Annotated in this window: 17 protein-coding genes and 1 pseudogene; 11 read left to right on the top strand and 7 right to left on the bottom strand. The window is 42.0% G+C overall.

Features of this window, described 5'->3' with window-relative positions:
• The first annotated feature begins 29 nt into the window (after positions 1-29).
• The 9 genes from rpsP to CQA49_RS01085 all read left to right on the top strand — a co-directional run bounded on the left by rpsP (position 30) and on the right by CQA49_RS01085 (position 5,555).
• Positions 30-254, top strand: a complete 225-nt coding sequence (rpsP, locus tag CQA49_RS01045; protein WP_115574112.1) for a 30S ribosomal protein S16 — start codon at positions 30-32, stop codon at positions 252-254.
• A gap of 40 nt (positions 255-294) precedes the next feature.
• On the top strand, positions 295-585 hold the full coding sequence (locus CQA49_RS01050; protein ID WP_258864139.1) for a KH domain-containing protein: 291 nt from the start codon (positions 295-297) through the stop codon (positions 583-585).
• Positions 548-1,195 (top strand): ribosome maturation factor RimM, encoded by a 648-nt coding sequence (rimM, locus tag CQA49_RS01055; protein WP_115574114.1) that lies wholly within the window; start codon positions 548-550, stop codon positions 1,193-1,195. The genes CQA49_RS01050 and rimM overlap by 38 nt, the downstream gene beginning before the upstream one ends.
• A gap of 3 nt (positions 1,196-1,198) precedes the next feature.
• Complete coding sequence (gene trmD / locus CQA49_RS01060) at positions 1,199-1,951, top strand: tRNA (guanosine(37)-N1)-methyltransferase TrmD (protein ID WP_115574115.1); 753 nt, start codon at positions 1,199-1,201, stop codon at positions 1,949-1,951.
• Between the two features lie 16 nt (positions 1,952-1,967).
• Entirely contained in the window at positions 1,968-2,345 is a 378-nt protein-coding gene (rplS, locus tag CQA49_RS01065) for a 50S ribosomal protein L19 (RefSeq protein ID WP_115574116.1), read from the top strand.
• 53 nt (positions 2,346-2,398) lie between these two features.
• The gene (lpxD, locus tag CQA49_RS01070; RefSeq protein WP_115574117.1) at positions 2,399-3,397 is read left to right on the top strand and encodes a UDP-3-O-(3-hydroxymyristoyl)glucosamine N-acyltransferase; all 999 of its coding nucleotides are present in this window, start codon (positions 2,399-2,401) and stop codon (positions 3,395-3,397) included.
• A 2-nt stretch (positions 3,398-3,399) separates the two neighbouring features.
• Positions 3,400-4,416 carry a hypothetical protein gene (locus CQA49_RS01075; protein ID WP_115574118.1) on the top strand — a complete coding sequence of 339 codons (1,017 nt, stop codon included), beginning with the start codon at positions 3,400-3,402 and terminating at the stop codon, positions 4,414-4,416.
• Positions 4,417-4,514: 98 nt separating this feature from the next.
• The gene (locus tag CQA49_RS01080; RefSeq protein WP_258864146.1) at positions 4,515-4,925 is read left to right on the top strand and encodes a diacylglycerol kinase; all 411 of its coding nucleotides are present in this window, start codon (positions 4,515-4,517) and stop codon (positions 4,923-4,925) included.
• An 84-nt stretch (positions 4,926-5,009) separates the two neighbouring features.
• Positions 5,010-5,555: a YceI family protein gene (locus tag CQA49_RS01085; protein WP_258864140.1), complete on the top strand. Its 546-nt coding sequence runs from the start codon at positions 5,010-5,012 to the stop codon at positions 5,553-5,555.
• A gap of 44 nt (positions 5,556-5,599) precedes the next feature.
• On the opposite strand, the gene CQA49_RS01090 is transcribed toward CQA49_RS01085, so the two are convergent.
• From CQA49_RS01090 to der, 4 genes and pseudogenes are all read right to left on the bottom strand, one after another.
• A complete protein-coding gene (locus CQA49_RS01090; RefSeq protein WP_147288638.1) occupies positions 5,600-6,373 on the bottom strand; it encodes a hypothetical protein in 774 nt (257 codons plus the stop codon).
• A gap of 312 nt (positions 6,374-6,685) precedes the next feature.
• Positions 6,686-6,965: pseudogene (locus CQA49_RS01095) on the bottom strand (glycosyltransferase family A protein); the annotation flags it as partial.
• A 29-nt stretch (positions 6,966-6,994) separates the two neighbouring features.
• Positions 6,995-7,924 carry a ribose-phosphate pyrophosphokinase gene (locus CQA49_RS01100; protein WP_115574123.1) on the bottom strand — a complete coding sequence of 310 codons (930 nt, stop codon included), beginning with the start codon at positions 7,922-7,924 and terminating at the stop codon, positions 6,995-6,997.
• 88 nt (positions 7,925-8,012) lie between these two features.
• Complete coding sequence (gene der, locus CQA49_RS01105) at positions 8,013-9,530, bottom strand: ribosome biogenesis GTPase Der (protein ID WP_115574124.1); 1,518 nt, start codon at positions 9,528-9,530, stop codon at positions 8,013-8,015.
• Between the two features lie 89 nt (positions 9,531-9,619).
• Between der and CQA49_RS01110 the strand changes: the two genes are divergently transcribed.
• Positions 9,620-10,222: a hypothetical protein gene (locus CQA49_RS01110; protein ID WP_115574125.1), complete on the top strand. Its 603-nt coding sequence runs from the start codon at positions 9,620-9,622 to the stop codon at positions 10,220-10,222.
• A gap of 37 nt (positions 10,223-10,259) precedes the next feature.
• Here CQA49_RS01110 and coaE read toward each other — a convergent pair whose 3' ends face one another.
• From coaE to CQA49_RS01125, 3 genes are read right to left on the bottom strand one after another with little or no spacing between them, the layout of a single operon-like run.
• On the bottom strand, positions 10,260-10,916 hold the full coding sequence (gene coaE / locus CQA49_RS01115; protein WP_115574126.1) for a dephospho-CoA kinase: 657 nt from the start codon (positions 10,914-10,916) through the stop codon (positions 10,260-10,262).
• 5 nt (positions 10,917-10,921) lie between these two features.
• Complete coding sequence (locus tag CQA49_RS01120) at positions 10,922-11,755, bottom strand: spermidine synthase (protein WP_115574127.1); 834 nt, start codon at positions 11,753-11,755, stop codon at positions 10,922-10,924.
• A gap of 3 nt (positions 11,756-11,758) precedes the next feature.
• A complete protein-coding gene (locus CQA49_RS01125; protein WP_115574128.1) occupies positions 11,759-12,931 on the bottom strand; it encodes a glutathionylspermidine synthase family protein in 1,173 nt (390 codons plus the stop codon).
• A 91-nt stretch (positions 12,932-13,022) separates the two neighbouring features.
• Between CQA49_RS01125 and CQA49_RS01130 the strand changes: the two genes are divergently transcribed.
• A complete protein-coding gene (locus CQA49_RS01130; RefSeq protein WP_115574129.1) occupies positions 13,023-14,297 on the top strand; it encodes a hypothetical protein in 1,275 nt (424 codons plus the stop codon).
• The last annotated feature ends 50 nt before the right edge of the window (positions 14,298-14,347 follow it).

Raw genomic sequence — 14,347 nt, forward strand, 5'->3', positions numbered from 1 at the left:
TTTTTCACACAATAAGGAGCACACAAGCAATGACCGTAATTCGTTTAACAAGAATGGGACGCAAGAAAAAGCCTTTTTATCGTATTGTTGTTACAGATTCTCGCAAAAAGCGTGATGGTGGCTGGATAGAATCTCTAGGATATTACAATCCGCTTACACAGCCTGAAACCGTGAAATTTGACAAAGAGCGCTTGGCGTATTGGAAAAGCGTTGGCGCAAAAATGAGCGAGCGCGTAGCAAAGCTTACAAAATAATCTTAAAATTACAGCTTGCAAAATCGCGGGCTGTTGCATTTTGAGAATACATAGAGATATAGATATGAATAATGAAGGCAAGATAGAGGATTTTATCGAAAAATATGCCAAAAAGATTGTAACCCAACCGCAATGCATTAAGGTGCAAAGCACTTGCACGCAAGATGCGCAGGGCAATAAGCTAAAGGATATTTTGGTATATGCGCACCCAGATGATGTAGGACGCTTGATAGGCAAAGAAGGCAAGATGATAAGCTCTCTTAAAACTCTCATATCCGGAGCAAAAGCAAAAGATGGGCAAAACTACAAAATCACCATTGAATCTTCCTAAGCAGGCGGATTCTGGGCGTATTTACATTGGCAAGCTCGGGCGCAGTGTCGGCGTAAATGGCATGTTGCGTGTTTTTTTGCAGACAGATTTTCCGCAGTTTTTAAAACAAGGCGTAGTTCTTAGCACTTCCCACCCATTGTATCCTACGCTTGAAATCTTAGACTTTCAAAGCGCGCAGGGTTCTATCAAAACACAATCCCACAAATCAGAATCCCACCACAACACAGCGCCTAGCGCGCTTATTACCTTTAAAAATATCACTTCAAAAGAAGAGGCAAGCCAGCTTACAAACACCTTGCTTTTTAGCAGCGTGGATTCTACGCGCGCAGCTTGCGAATTGAAAGAGGGCGAGTTTTTTTGGTTTGATATTATTGGTTGCAAGATTATCGAAGAAGGCGCAGAGCTTGGCATTGTGAGCGAGATAGAGCGCATAGGGAGTGTAGATTATCTCATTATTGAAACAAGTGAGAATCTTTTGAGCGCAGATTCTAAGATAAAATTGCCAAAGCGCTTTTTGCTTCCTTATATTGAGCGCTACATTTTAAATACGCAAATTGAGATAAAAAGCATTTTCACGCAAGGTGCGCGCGAGATTTTAGAAGAGAGCTAGGAAATGAAATTTAGTTTTTTGAGCCTTTTTCCACAGCTCATCGCGCCTTATTTTGCAGATTCTATCCTTAAGCGCGCGTGTGAAAAGGGGATCATTGAGTTTGAGTGTATCAATATGCGCGATTTTACTTCGCCACCGCATTTTAAGGCGGATTCCGCGCCTATTAGTGGTGGAGCAGGGCAGGTGCTACATTTAGAAATACTCTCTTTAGCGTTGCAGAATCTTAAGGATTCTCATATTATTTTTTTAAGTCCTTGCGGGAAGCCATTTTGTCAAAATGACTCCTTGCGTCTTAGCAAAAAAAGGCATATTAGCTTTGTATGCGGGCGTTATGAGGGCTTTGATGAGCGCGCGATTGAGCTTTTTGCGGACGAGGTTTTTAGCATTGGGGATTTTATTTTGACAGGTGGCGAGCTTGGCGCGCTAAGTTTAGCCGATAGCATTGCAAGGCAGATTGAAGGCGTGCTTGGGAATAAAGATTCTCTCAAAGGTGAAAGTTTTGAATCTCATCTTTTGGAAGCGCCAAATTTTGCCAAAAGTAGCCCAAAAGTTGAAAAATTTTTGCAAAATTCTCAAAAATTGCATACACCTTCAGAGTATTCAAAGGGAAATCATAGTAAAATCGCGGGCTTAAAAACAAGCCTTGCAACTGCAAAGACAAAGTATTTTCGCCCAGATTTGTATATTACATTGAAGGCGCAAAGCACTGCTTATGAGCCTAAGGCGCGCAAGAGCAAAGCACACAAGGCAAAATAAAAGAAGGAGTTTTAAGATGAAAAATAGATATATTGAGAGCTTCCAAAAAGCCCAAATTGGTGAGAAAAAAGTGCCACATTTTAAAGCAGGCGACACAATCAAGCTTGGTATTAAGATTATGGAAGGCGATAAAAGCAGGATTCAGAACTTTGAAGGCGTGTGTATCGCTATCCGTGGAAATGGTGTAGATAGGACTTTCACGGTGCGTAAAATCGGCGCAAATAATATCGGCGTGGAAAAAACTTTCCCACTTTATAGCGAGAGTCTAGATTCTATCCAAGTGCTAAGAATCGGGCGCGTGCGCAGAGCGAAGCTTTATTATTTGCGCAATAGAAGCGGTAAAGCAGCGCGTATCAAAGAACTTCGCAAGGATACAAGAACAAATAAAGCATAATCTAAGCCTTAGCGCGTGCGTCTAGCGCTTTGATTACTTTTTAAGGAAAAGCTATGCGTTTGCAAGAAGCGATAGAATTTTTAGAATCAAAAAATATTGCGGTGCGTCATTTTAATGCAAGCAAAGACTTTGAATTGAGCGCTTTAGCCCCGCTAGAGCAGGCTACTCAAACGCAGATTAGCTACATTGATCAAGAAAAATACCTTGCTTCTCTTGCGGATTCTCGCGTTGGTGCGGTTTTGGTGCGCCCAAATCACGCAAACCTTGTCCCAGCGCACATTCAAGGCTTAGAAGTTGCAAATCCTCATCTCGCATTTGCCTACTTAAGCCATCTTTTTGCAAAGCCAGAATTTGCAAATCTTCGCAAAAACTACGCCCAAGAACTTTTGGAATCTAACCCCACACTTACCATCGCGCCAAATGTTTTTATCGGTGCAAATGTCAGTATCGGCGCTCATACGCAGATTTTGCCCGGTGTGGTGATAAGTGATAATGTCTCAATCGGCGCGCATTGCAAGATTTATCCAAATGTGGTGATTTATCGCGATACGCAAATCGGTGATAATGTCTCAATCCACGCAGGCAGTGTGATAGGAAGCGATGGCTTTGGCTACGCACACACAAATGAAGGCAAACATATCAAAATCGAGCATAGCGGGCGCGTGGTGATAGAATCTCGCGTAGAAATTGGCGCAAACAACACCATCGATCGCGCTGTGTTTGGGGAAACGCGTATCAAAAGTGGCGCAATTATCGATAATCTCGTGCAGGTGGGGCATAACTGCGTGGTTGGCGAAAATACGATTTTAGTTTCACAAGTTGGCTTGGCAGGCTCTACCACCACCGGGCGCAATGTCGTCATGGGCGGGCAGGCAGGCACAGGCGGGCATATACATATTGGCGACTTTGTGCAAGTGGCTGGGCGCGGGGCTGTGGGGAAAAATCTCCCCCCAAATACAAAGTGGGGCGGACACCCGCTTATGGAGCTTGATGAGTGGATGAAGTTTTATGTAAGCTTGCGCCGATTGCTCAAGCAAAAAAAGGAGAAGTAAAAATGAAAAAAAAAGTGGCATTTGGGCTGATTGGCACGGGCGCGGTGGTTGTGATTGCGCTTCTTGTGATAGTGTTTGTGCTTTCAAAAAAAATGAATGCGAATTTAGAAAAACAAATCAATCATTTTTTGCAAGAAAAGGTGGCGAGTGCGGATTCTGAAATTTTGAGCTTTGAGCCTTTTGTGTGCTCGGGGAAAACGGAAATTGCTTGCAAGTCAAAGGCTATTGTGTTTGGCGCGCCTGATTTGCTAGGCATTGAGGAAGATACGCAGTCTAAGCAGACACAGGCGGAATCTTGGCGGTTTGAAGACATTGAGCTTGATTTGAGCGGGAGGGATTCTCAAGCAAATGCGAGCGCGCAATTCCTTGCAAGAAATAGCGAAATTGCGTTTAAAATCACATGCGACGCTTCGCTAGATTCAGAATCTAAAAACGCTGTGCGTGCGGGCATTGAGTGCTATGGGAAAAATGAGGAGTTCGCATACAATGGCTTTGCTAAGGCGCATTTTAGCCTTACGCACAAGGATTTTACAGGCAAGATTCAAGATGCGTTGGCTATTTTGCTTGACATAAATAAAGAGGGCGATAAAAGCGCGGATGATGGCAAGGATGGCGAAGAGAAGCGCAACGCGCTTGGCGTGAGGCTAGATTCTCTAGCGATAAATGAGCGCGCAAATGATTTGTTTAGTGTGTATAAAAAGGCGCTTGGAGCGGAAAATGAGGGCATGCTGGAAGGCATGCTTTTTGGATTTGTGTTGTTTAGTCATATGTTGCAAAATGAGTTGCAAGAGCAGAGCGATGAGGAGATTAAGGAGTTTGAATCCGCGCTTCTAAACGCGCTAGAGAGTGTTTTAAGCGCCTTTGATGGCGGGAATGCGCTAAATATCGAGGTGGCTAAAAAGGCCGATTATGAGCCGATTTTGCTTCCCGAGATTGAAGAGCGCATCACCCTTGAATGGCTTGCAAAGCACTATGCAATAGATTCTAGCGCGCAAACACTTGAAAATAACGCAGAGTAGGGGCGAAAATTATGTCAAATTTACAAAACGCGGACTCGCAGGATAAAAACCTACAAAGCATAGACGCTCAAAACACAGGCGCGCCAGAATCTCAAAACATAAAATCCCAAAACACAGAATCCCCAGCGCCTTTTCGCAATGCAAAAAAAGGCAAAAAAGGCTTTAAGCGCATTGTGAATGCGTTTTTTTACTCAATCGATGGTGTGAAAGCCGCGTGGAGCGATGAGGCAGCGTTTCGTCAAGTGAGCTTACTTGCGTGCGTTTGTATCCCGCTTGGCATTTTTTTGGCGCGCAGTTGGAATGAGGGAATTTTGCTTTTGCTGCCTTGCTTTTTGGCGCTTATAGTGGAGCTTATCAATTCTGCTATTGAAAACGCCATCGATTTCACAAGCACGCAAATCCACCCGCTTGCAAAGAAAGCAAAAGATATGGGAAGTGCTGTGCAGCTACTTGCGCTCGCATTTTGGGTGCTTGTGTGGGGGTGGTATTTAATTGCGCGCTTTTGCTAATTGTTTATTTTTTGAACCTATAATGTAAATTATACTTACCTTTCAAAAAGTAAGTATAAACATAAAATACTTTAAGGAGTGAATATGAAAGTAGTTTCATTTGTAGCAGCATTGGCTTTGGCTGGGAGTTTGAGCGCGGCGACTTTTCAAGTTGATGTTCCGCATTCATCAGTTGGATTTGAAGTAAAACATCTTATGGTGAGCAAGGTAAAAGGGAATTTTAAGAATTTTAGCGGTGAAGTAGAGTTTGATGGCAAAAAGCTTACAAAACTCGAAGGACAGGTAAAAATCGCTGATATCAATACAAATAATGACGCGAGGGACAAGCATTTGAATGCGCCAGATTTTTTTGATGCGAAAAAATTCCCAGCAGCGACTTTCAAAATGACAAAACTTGAAAAAAACAAACTTTACGCAGATATCACAATCCGTGATGTGACAAAAAATATCGCGTTTGATGTCGATGTGAGCGGTCCTGTGAAGCATCCACAAACTGGCAAAGATTTGATTTCTATTTCTTTGAAGGGTGCGCTTAACCGCAAGGATTTCAAAGTGGGTGAGAGCACAGGTGATTCAAGCGTGAGCGAGCTTGTAGGTATTAATATCGAAATCGAAGCCGTTGCGAAATAATTTTTTGAGCTATGCCTTAGAGCTTTAAGGCGTAGCACCACTTTTTACTCAAAATTAGAATAACTTTTTAATCTTTTTTTGCATTTCAAAATACTCTTCCACCACCGCCTAAATTTGCGCTCAAAGTCTCGCTGCCAAAGATAAGCCGCTCTAAACTTTGTCAAAAGAGGATATAAAGAAATGGGGCAATGGATAACTAGTTTTTGGTAAAAAGAAGGTTTTATGTAATCCATATAAGGTAAAAGTTTGTAAAATTGCTTTTGTAGTTCTAATGGATCGTTGTAAAAATCAAAAATATAAAATGATTGCTTCAAATAGTATGGTAAAAAGCTTTGTTTGGCTATTTTTGTAGGTTCATTTTGAGGCAATGAATTAAAAAAATCTACTATCTGCAATGTCAATAAAAAAAGACTGCGAGCCCTATTGTAAGTATTAAGATATGTAATGTTTTTGTTAAAACTTAGATAAATACTTTGTAAATATGCAGGTGGCATTTGTATTGTTGTTGGACGCATAGTGCTTTGCTCACGGATTCTGTAGCAATAGAGCATTTTTGGTAATCGAAAAATTCTTTGTGCTTGCATAAAAAGCATAATTCCAAAATTTGCATCTTCATACAAAACTTCATTTAAAAACTTAAGCTTGATAGATTTAAGAAATTTAAAATCAATTAGTCCAAGGGTAGAAAACCAGAAATAGTATGTTTTTTGCGCCCATTCTTGTGGCGTCAAAATCCTTTCTTCTGCGCCATATATTTGTATCCAGTTGCCATCAGTGGTGATTTTACCATTAGTCAAAAAGTAAAATTCAAACCACACCACCTCCACATTTTTACCCTGCTCCTCACATTTAGCAAATGCTTTTATACACTCCTCCACACATTCCTTTTCCCAATAATCATCAGAATCCAAAAAGATAATATAGTCAATAGGTTGAGATTGTATTGTTTTTGAAGATTTTGTGTTTATTTGAAAATCTTGTGAGTTTATAGTGTTGTTAGTTTGTGTATAGACTTGTTTAATATGATAAGGATTAGAATCTATAACCTCATAGGTTTGTAAGTAATCTTTAGCTTTTAAGTTAGTATTATCCCCCCCCCCCTAGTTTATTGCTAGTTTTTTGTAGCTTTATACTCCCACTAAAATATTCAATCCCTACATTTCTAGCACTGCTTAATCCTCCATTTTCTTTAACAAAGAGGATAAATCTAGAATCTTTTAAAACATATTCTTTTGCAATTTTGAGATTTTCTTTTCTTGTGCTTCCATCATTGACTAAGACTACTTCTAGATTCTTATAAGTTTGATTAATTACAGAATCTAGACATTCTCTTAGATATTGTTCTACATTGTAGATGGGGATAATGACGCCGACTTTTTTTTCATTAATTTTGGGGGAAGTGTTGCGCATTGGAAAAGCCTTTCACTCAAAAATCAAAACTAAATAAACAAAGAATTCACACTTTCGCTATGGTGGATTCTGCGGATTACCTCTGCGAAAAGCGGGACGACACTAAGCACCTTTATTTTCTTGCTTTGCGCGCGCAGTGGGATTGAGTTTGTCACCACGACTTCATCAAGCGCGCTTTTTTCTATGCGCTCAAACGCCGGACCACTTAGCACTGGGTGTGTACCGATAGCCATCACGCTTTTTGCCCCGCGCGATTTTAGCACATCAGCAGCCTTGCACATCGTGCCAGCGGTATCTATCATATCATCAACCAAAATCACATCTTTCCCGCTCACATCGCCGATGATATTCATCACCTCGCTTTCATTGGCGCGCTCGCGCTTTTTATCCACGATTACCAAATCAAGCCCCAGCTTATCCGCAAAATAGCGTGCGCGTGAAACCCCGCCGATATCCGGGCTTGCAACGATTGGATTGCCAAAATGTTTAGCCTTGATATAGTCCCTAAACACAATCGAGCCATACAAATTATCCACCGGAATGTCAAAAAATCCCTGAATCTGCCCCGCGTGCAAATCCATCGTAATAAGGCGATTTATCCCGGCATTTTGGATAAGGTTTGCCACGAGCTTTGCGCTGATTGGCACGCGCGGGGCGGCTTTCCTATCTTGGCGCGCATAGCCAAAGTATGGCACCACCGCATTAATGCTATTTGCCGCACTGCGCTTGAGTGCGTCTGTCATAATGAGAAGCTCCATGAGATTGTCATTTGTCGGCGCGCATGTGGGCTGGATAATAAACACATCTTTGCCACGCACAGATTCCCCGATTTGCACATTTATCTCACCATCGCTAAAGCGCGTCACGCTCGCATTTGAAAGCACAATGTCAAGGTATTTGCTAATTTCCGCGCCAAAATCTGGGTGCGCAGAGCCACAAAAAATTTTATAACTTCGCATATATTGCCTTTTTGTGTGGGATTTAATGGGTTTAAAGTGCGAATTGTAAAGAAATTTTGCTTAACTTTGCTTATAGAATCTATGAAACTCACTCCAAATCTGCAGAATCCTCTGCAGATTCTGCGTTTTTTTGGCTTGATTTTTTCCTCGCTTCAATGATAATTGGCACGCCGCTAAAATCGCATTCCTCACGCAGAGTATTTACCAAATAGCGCTTGTAGCTGAAATGCAGGGCATTTGGGCGATTCATCACAAGGCTAATTTGTGGCGGGCAGATCCCAAACTGCGTGGCGTAGTAGATTTTCACAATCTTGCCTCTATCGCTTGGCAGATGGTGCTTAGCGGTGGCTTTTGAGATGATATCATTTAGCTTTGCGGTTGGGATTCTGTGGTTGAAATTCCTCCAAACTTCCAAAATCTTTTTTTTCAGTGCGTTAATATTGCGCTTATCTTTCGCGCTCACACACACCATAGGCGCGTAATCAAGGAATTTGAACTTATATTTAATCTCTTGTTTTATGCTCTTAAAATCCGCGCGCGCGATGTCCCATTTGTTTAGCACGATGATGACGCCAAGATTATACTTTGGCACAAGGGAGGTGATTTTTTCATCAAGCTCGACAAAGCCTTGCGAGCAGTCCAGCACCAAAAGCGCGATATGAGACTTTGCAAGCGCCTTATTTGTCCTATCAAGCGCGTATTTTTCAATGCCTTCAATCTTGCCCGCGCGCCTAATCCCAGCTGTGTCAATAAAACGCAAAGTGGCATTTTCAAACTCTGTGCTTTCATCAACAGGATCGATTGTCGTGCCAGCGATTTCGCTTACAATGCTTCGATTTTGCCCCAAAAGCGCGTTTAGTAGCGAGCTTTTGCCGACATTGACACGCCCGATGATTCCGATATAGATTTCTTGATTTTCATTTTGATTGTGCGCAGGCATGGGGTTTGCAAGGTTTAGAGAATCCAAAGATTCTATAAATTCCTCGATACTTGAATCTTGATTTGAATCTTGACTTTGCAAAGTCGCTAGATTCTGCATTTGCGCACTTTGTTGATTTTGCAAGCTTTGCAAATCAAGTGCGCGCGCGATAGAATCTTGCAGTGTGCTAATGCCACGATTATGCGCCACAGAGATAAAAAACAGTTCCTTCACCCCAAGCGCGCTAAACTTCCACGCCTCAAGTTTGAGCTTGTCGTTATCGATTTTGTTTAGCACCAAAAATACGCGCACCTTTTTTTGCAAGGATCGAATAATGCGTGTATCCTCCTCGTCAATCTCCGCGCGCCCATCAACGACATATAGCACCAAGTCAGAATCTTCGCCTGCCTTAAGGCTCGCTTCGCTCACTTGCTTGAAAAGCTCGGCGCGCTTGAGTGCGTGCTTGAGCGCTTTTTTGTTAGATTCTAGCTCGGCGTTTTGGTTCGCATCAATCCCACCAGAATCTAGCAAAGTAAGTGGTGTGTCATTTATCACACACACGCCTTTTTTGATATCCCTTGTAGTCCCGCTAAAATCCGATGTAATCGCGCTTTGCTCCTTACATAAGCGATTGAAAAGCGAGCTTTTGCCAACATTTGGTTTGCCTAAAATCGCGATGGTTTTCATTCTGCCAAAACCCCTTATTTTGCTTAATTTTCAAAAACTTTTAACGATATGTTAGCGAAGTTTTGCCTAAAAAAATGTAAAGGATAGCAATGAAAAAGACGCTATATGCGTATAAAATAGCGCTTTGTATGATGATTTTAGCAAGTAGTTTTGTATTTGGGGATAATTTTTTGTCTTTAGGTGAAAATGGAAAAATCCTGCAACGCGTGGGCTTTATCGAGGGTGGCTCGTATGAATACAAGCGCGCGGAAGTGAAATTTGGGCTTTACAAAGAGCGCGCGGCAATTTTTATCCAATCTCAAGCCATGAAAGACTTTGTGGCAGGCAAAAAGAGTGGTGATGACACCATTAGCGCGATTTATACAAAAAATGGCTTCACCGCCACAAGGACAAATTTCAAAAACCCACATAAAAGCTTTTATTACCACAGCACGCGGGATTCTAGGCTTTATGAAAAAATCGCGCCAAAGAGTTTTGCGCTAAGGCAGGTAGAACCAAATATTTTTGTAATTGAAAATTTCACGCGCCACATTGTGCCTTCCTCGTGCAATATCGTGCGGAGCAACACTTTCACGCGCCAAAGCGATAAAAAAGAGCTTATTTTAAACGCGCAGAAAAACTACGCGCCAAAGGAACAAAATATCACTTTTCACCTAGAATGTGAGATAAATGAGAGCGAGGAATATTTGTAATTTTTATCCTAAATAGCGCATGCACGCTTTTTAAAGATTATGCAAATTTGGCTTCAAGCGCGTGCAAAAATTCCTCGACTTCATTTTGCAATTCTTTCACACCTTGCGTGTTTGTGATGATAAAATCCGCCAACTCGCGCTTTTTTTCAATATCAATTTGAGAATTTAGCCGCGCATTAATGCTTTTTTTATCTAAACCATCGCGCTTTTTCACACGCGCCAAACACAGCTCCCTTGGCGCATACACCACCGCGACAAAGGCGACAGGATAGCGCGCTTTTGCTCCAGATTCAAAAAACAGCGGAATGTCTAGGAAATACGGCACGCAGGATTTTTCAAGCTCTTTTGCTTGCGTCAAAATATTCTCTTTAATTTTTGGGTGCAAAATAGATTCTAAATCTTTACGCGCGTTTTCATCGCTAAAAACAAGCGCGCCTAGCTTTTTTCTATCAACCTTCATATTTGAAGCTTTTGCGTGCTCTTTATTTGTGGGAATTTGACTTGCAAAATCTTCTTGCAAAATCCCTTCGCCAAAGCGCGCCACCACTTCGCCCGCGCAAGATTCTAGCACCTCATGCGCGATAGAATCCGCACAAATCACCTTATAACCATGTAGCTTCAAAAGGCTTGCCACGCTACTTTTCCCGCTACCGATACAGCCTGTGAGCGCAATGGCGTATTGCAAAGTTTGCATAAATCTTAAAACTTCGCTACGCGTTTAAGCGCAGAATCTATGAAATTTGGCAGAGCAAAAACCTGCTTATGCACGCTGGCATTGTAGTATTTAAGCCCATCTATAAAATCAATCTTTGCAAGCACCATATCGCTTGTGGGGTGGTATTTGCGCGAGGCAAACACATAGCTTTTGTCGTTTAAAATACTCACACTTGGGAAAAATGGCAATATCACTTCAAAAAAATCCCTCGCCTGCGCGATGCCTTCCCTAAAGCCCTCCATATCAAGCATCGGATGCTTATTGGCATAGAGCAAAATCCCACGCTCGCTTAGCATACGCGCTAATCCATCGATTTTGTGCGCGCTAAGTTTAGAATCTGAAATAATCACATCATATTTTATAATATCCAAATCGATAATCTTCTCAAACAGCCTAAAGCGCGGGTTTTGACGCGTCAAGGAAAAATGCTCGAAAAAATCAATGAGAGAATCTAAGCATTTTGTATCCTCCTGCACAAAATCCACGCACACATCGCTATGTTTAAGCGCCTCAAAGGCGATCTCAATATTGAAACTATCATAAATCAAAACGTGCAAAGGCTTTGCGTCGGGATTCTCAATTTGTGGCGCAAAAGTAGAATCTAGCGGCAAAGTACAGATTCCGATATGCCCTAAAAGCTCGCTATGCACGAAAAGATATTTTTTCAAAAGCAAATCTTTTTTGTCAATCAATGCTACCTGCTCGAAATCGCTACTTTTAAAAATCTCCAAACTATGCGCGCTCACACAAGTGAGAATCTGCTCATCGATGGCGTATTCCTGCCGAAAATTTGGGCTTGGCTCGCGTAATATCCACATTTTTTATCCTTTAATCGTGTGTGAAACAAATTTTGAAAAATTATCCACTATTGCCCCGCCCTTGCGGAATCCTAGCCCGCAAGATTCATAAGCAAAAAAGACATTTGGCTGATAAAAGCTCCCATTGTGCGCGTTTAGCTCAAAAAATTGCTGATAGACTTCCTTATGCGCGCCATAGATTCCCTCCTTTGCCTCTAGCACCTTTGAATGAGAATCTAAAATCTCCACATTCGCCCCCTCCCTGCCAAAAGAGCGCTTACGCACTTGCTTAATATTAAGTGGCTCAAAGCTAGATTCTAACAACAAAGGGTGTTTTGGGAACAAATCATAGAGAATCTTTAGCATGCGCTTGCTTTGAAACATCAGCGTGTAAGCGGGATTGAGAAAAATCGCGTTTTTATTTTGCATCATTTCTTTCATAAGCTGCGCCATTTCTGGCTCATCAATGGCAATAAACTCCCATGGCACGAGTTTAAAAAGAAATTCGTAATTTTGCCCTTCATACAGCACGCCCTCATCTGCAGAAAATCCCACCTCATCAATGTAGGCAAAATTCGTTGCAAAGCCCGCTTCTCTCGCCATTTGCTCCAAAAATCGCGTCGTGGTTTCCTCCTCGATATTGCCTTTCACACTTGAAAAAAGGATTTTCCACCCTTCATATAAGCTTGCAAATGCGCTTGTATCAGAATCTAGCGTGATTAATCGCTTGAAATTTTCACGCAACGCATTAGCGATATCATTAAACTGCAGATTCTCATTTAAGTTATTGTGTTTCAAAAGTGCCCATTGCACGAGCGCGGATTCATAAAGCATTGTCGGTGTGTCGGCGTTAAACTCAAGCAATTTGATAGGCTTCCCATCAAGCCCACCCGCCAAATCAAAGCGCCCATACAAATGCCAGTGGATCTCTTCCTCCCAGCTTTGGTAAATCATCTCATGCAAGCTTGGCGGAATGTCAAGCTCAAAAAGCAACTCGTTTTCTAGCACATATTCGCCCGCCTCCACATACATATCGTAGAGCTCATTGCCCGCGTTATAAAACGCCTCTGCCTCATCTTGGCTAATATGCACAAGCTCATTTTCAATATAAGGCGTGTTATCAGAATCCGTGTGCCAGCCTAGCCCGATTTCCTCTAGCACTTCTTTACTTAGGGGTTGCAGTTTGGTTACTTCCATTTGGTTGTCCTTGAAATGTATAAAATTTAAGGTATTATACAAGAAGTCGATAATAACTTTCGGCTTTCAAGTTTAAAACAAGGAGTTAGAAATGAAAAAACTACATATTTCAACTATACTTGCAGCAAGTCTTGCGGCGAGCGCGACTTTTGGCGCAGAAATCACACCTTTTGGATTCTTAGGTGCGTATTATTCTCAAGGGCTAGGCAATATGCCAGCATTCGATTCTAAGGATAAATCCGTGCAAGAATCTTATGCTGCTGTAGCTGCGCGCTTGGGCTTAGATATCGGTTTGGGACAAAACTTTAGCTTTGGTGTAGGATTGCAAGGTGCAATTCCCGTGTATCAAAACTACTACAGCATAGGACAAATACGTGGCGTGGGTGACGCACACTATCCACAGCAATATGATGTCTCTGATGCGTATTTGAAGTATGATAATAAAACAACTTCATTTGTCGCAGGACGCTTTGATGTAGGGCAGTTCTACTATGGCAAAGACAAAAAAGAGTATTCAGGTATGGATTGGCTTTGGGGAAATATCCAAGGTGCAGCGCTTAATATCAAAGGGCAACATATCGGTGTTTGGGGCTTATGGATGAACTCAAAGCTAGGCGTGTATGGCAACCAAAACCGCATGGCGTATGAAATGGCAAACTTTGGCACTTTCAGCGCGTGGAAGCACAATCATGCAGGCGAAGTGTTTATGGGCGGACTAGATTTTGATTATGATGTGTTTAAATTTAGCCCTTATGTAATGTATGATACAAACTATCAGCATTCAAACCTTTCAGGAACAACAAGCGTGCTAAGTGCGGGTGCAAAAGCTGTGCTTGATATCAAAGGCAATGGTTTGCGCTCAATCACTACTTTGCGTGGATTGTGGCAACAATATGAAGTAGGAAATCAAACTATCAATCCTACACTTCTATGGGTAGATGAAGAGTTGGTATTCTCTGAGATTTTCAAAGTCGGGGCAGGTTATATCTCTACAGCTAAAAGTGATGCATTGCTCTACGGACATGATAACAGCAGATTCTACGGCTATCGCGGAAGCAATGTATATAACAATGTGTTTAGCAGAGCGAATAATCCGCTCGTGTATGGTGGAAACTCAAGCACTTGGTATGTCTTTGGTGGGATTAAACCAGATTCACGCTTAGAGCTTGATTTGCTTTATGCAGGTGGCGATTATTCAGAAATCTCTGCAGTGGCTCAGTTTAGACTTTATGGGTCAAACGAAGGCACAAATATCAAAGTTGGCGGCGGTTTTGTAAGCACACGCGGTTATGATTGGGATAGTAGCAACCTAGATTTCAACAAACGCAGAAACAACGCGATTGCCTTCCTCAAAATCTCCCTCTAACCCACACGCTTAAAAGGGACTCTCCCTTTTAAGCAGATTCTTTTTTCATT

This window comes from Helicobacter sp. MIT 00-7814, assembly GCF_003364115.1.
GTDB lineage: Bacteria > Campylobacterota > Campylobacteria > Campylobacterales > Helicobacteraceae > Helicobacter_F.

Coding starts and splice junctions, on each gene's coding strand:
- CQA49_RS01130 (WP_115574129.1), top strand. CDS start 13,023: ATGAAAAAACTACATATTTCAACTATACTTGCAGCAAGTCTTGCGGCG.
- rpsP (WP_115574112.1), top strand. CDS start 30: ATGACCGTAATTCGTTTAACAAGAATGGGACGCAAGAAAAAGCCTTTT.
- CQA49_RS01100 (WP_115574123.1), bottom strand. CDS start 7,924: ATGCGAAGTTATAAAATTTTTTGTGGCTCTGCGCACCCAGATTTTGGC.
- CQA49_RS01120 (WP_115574127.1), bottom strand. CDS start 11,755: ATGTGGATATTACGCGAGCCAAGCCCAAATTTTCGGCAGGAATACGCC.
- der (WP_115574124.1), bottom strand. CDS start 9,530: ATGAAAACCATCGCGATTTTAGGCAAACCAAATGTTGGCAAAAGCTCG.
- CQA49_RS01075 (WP_115574118.1), top strand. CDS start 3,400: ATGAAAAAAAAAGTGGCATTTGGGCTGATTGGCACGGGCGCGGTGGTT.
- CQA49_RS01110 (WP_115574125.1), top strand. CDS start 9,620: ATGAAAAAGACGCTATATGCGTATAAAATAGCGCTTTGTATGATGATT.
- rplS (WP_115574116.1), top strand. CDS start 1,968: ATGAAAAATAGATATATTGAGAGCTTCCAAAAAGCCCAAATTGGTGAG.
- rimM (WP_115574114.1), top strand. CDS start 548: ATGGGCAAAACTACAAAATCACCATTGAATCTTCCTAAGCAGGCGGAT.
- trmD (WP_115574115.1), top strand. CDS start 1,199: ATGAAATTTAGTTTTTTGAGCCTTTTTCCACAGCTCATCGCGCCTTAT.
- CQA49_RS01085 (WP_258864140.1), top strand. CDS start 5,010: ATGAAAGTAGTTTCATTTGTAGCAGCATTGGCTTTGGCTGGGAGTTTG.
- coaE (WP_115574126.1), bottom strand. CDS start 10,916: ATGCAAACTTTGCAATACGCCATTGCGCTCACAGGCTGTATCGGTAGC.
- CQA49_RS01125 (WP_115574128.1), bottom strand. CDS start 12,931: ATGGAAGTAACCAAACTGCAACCCCTAAGTAAAGAAGTGCTAGAGGAA.
- lpxD (WP_115574117.1), top strand. CDS start 2,399: ATGCGTTTGCAAGAAGCGATAGAATTTTTAGAATCAAAAAATATTGCG.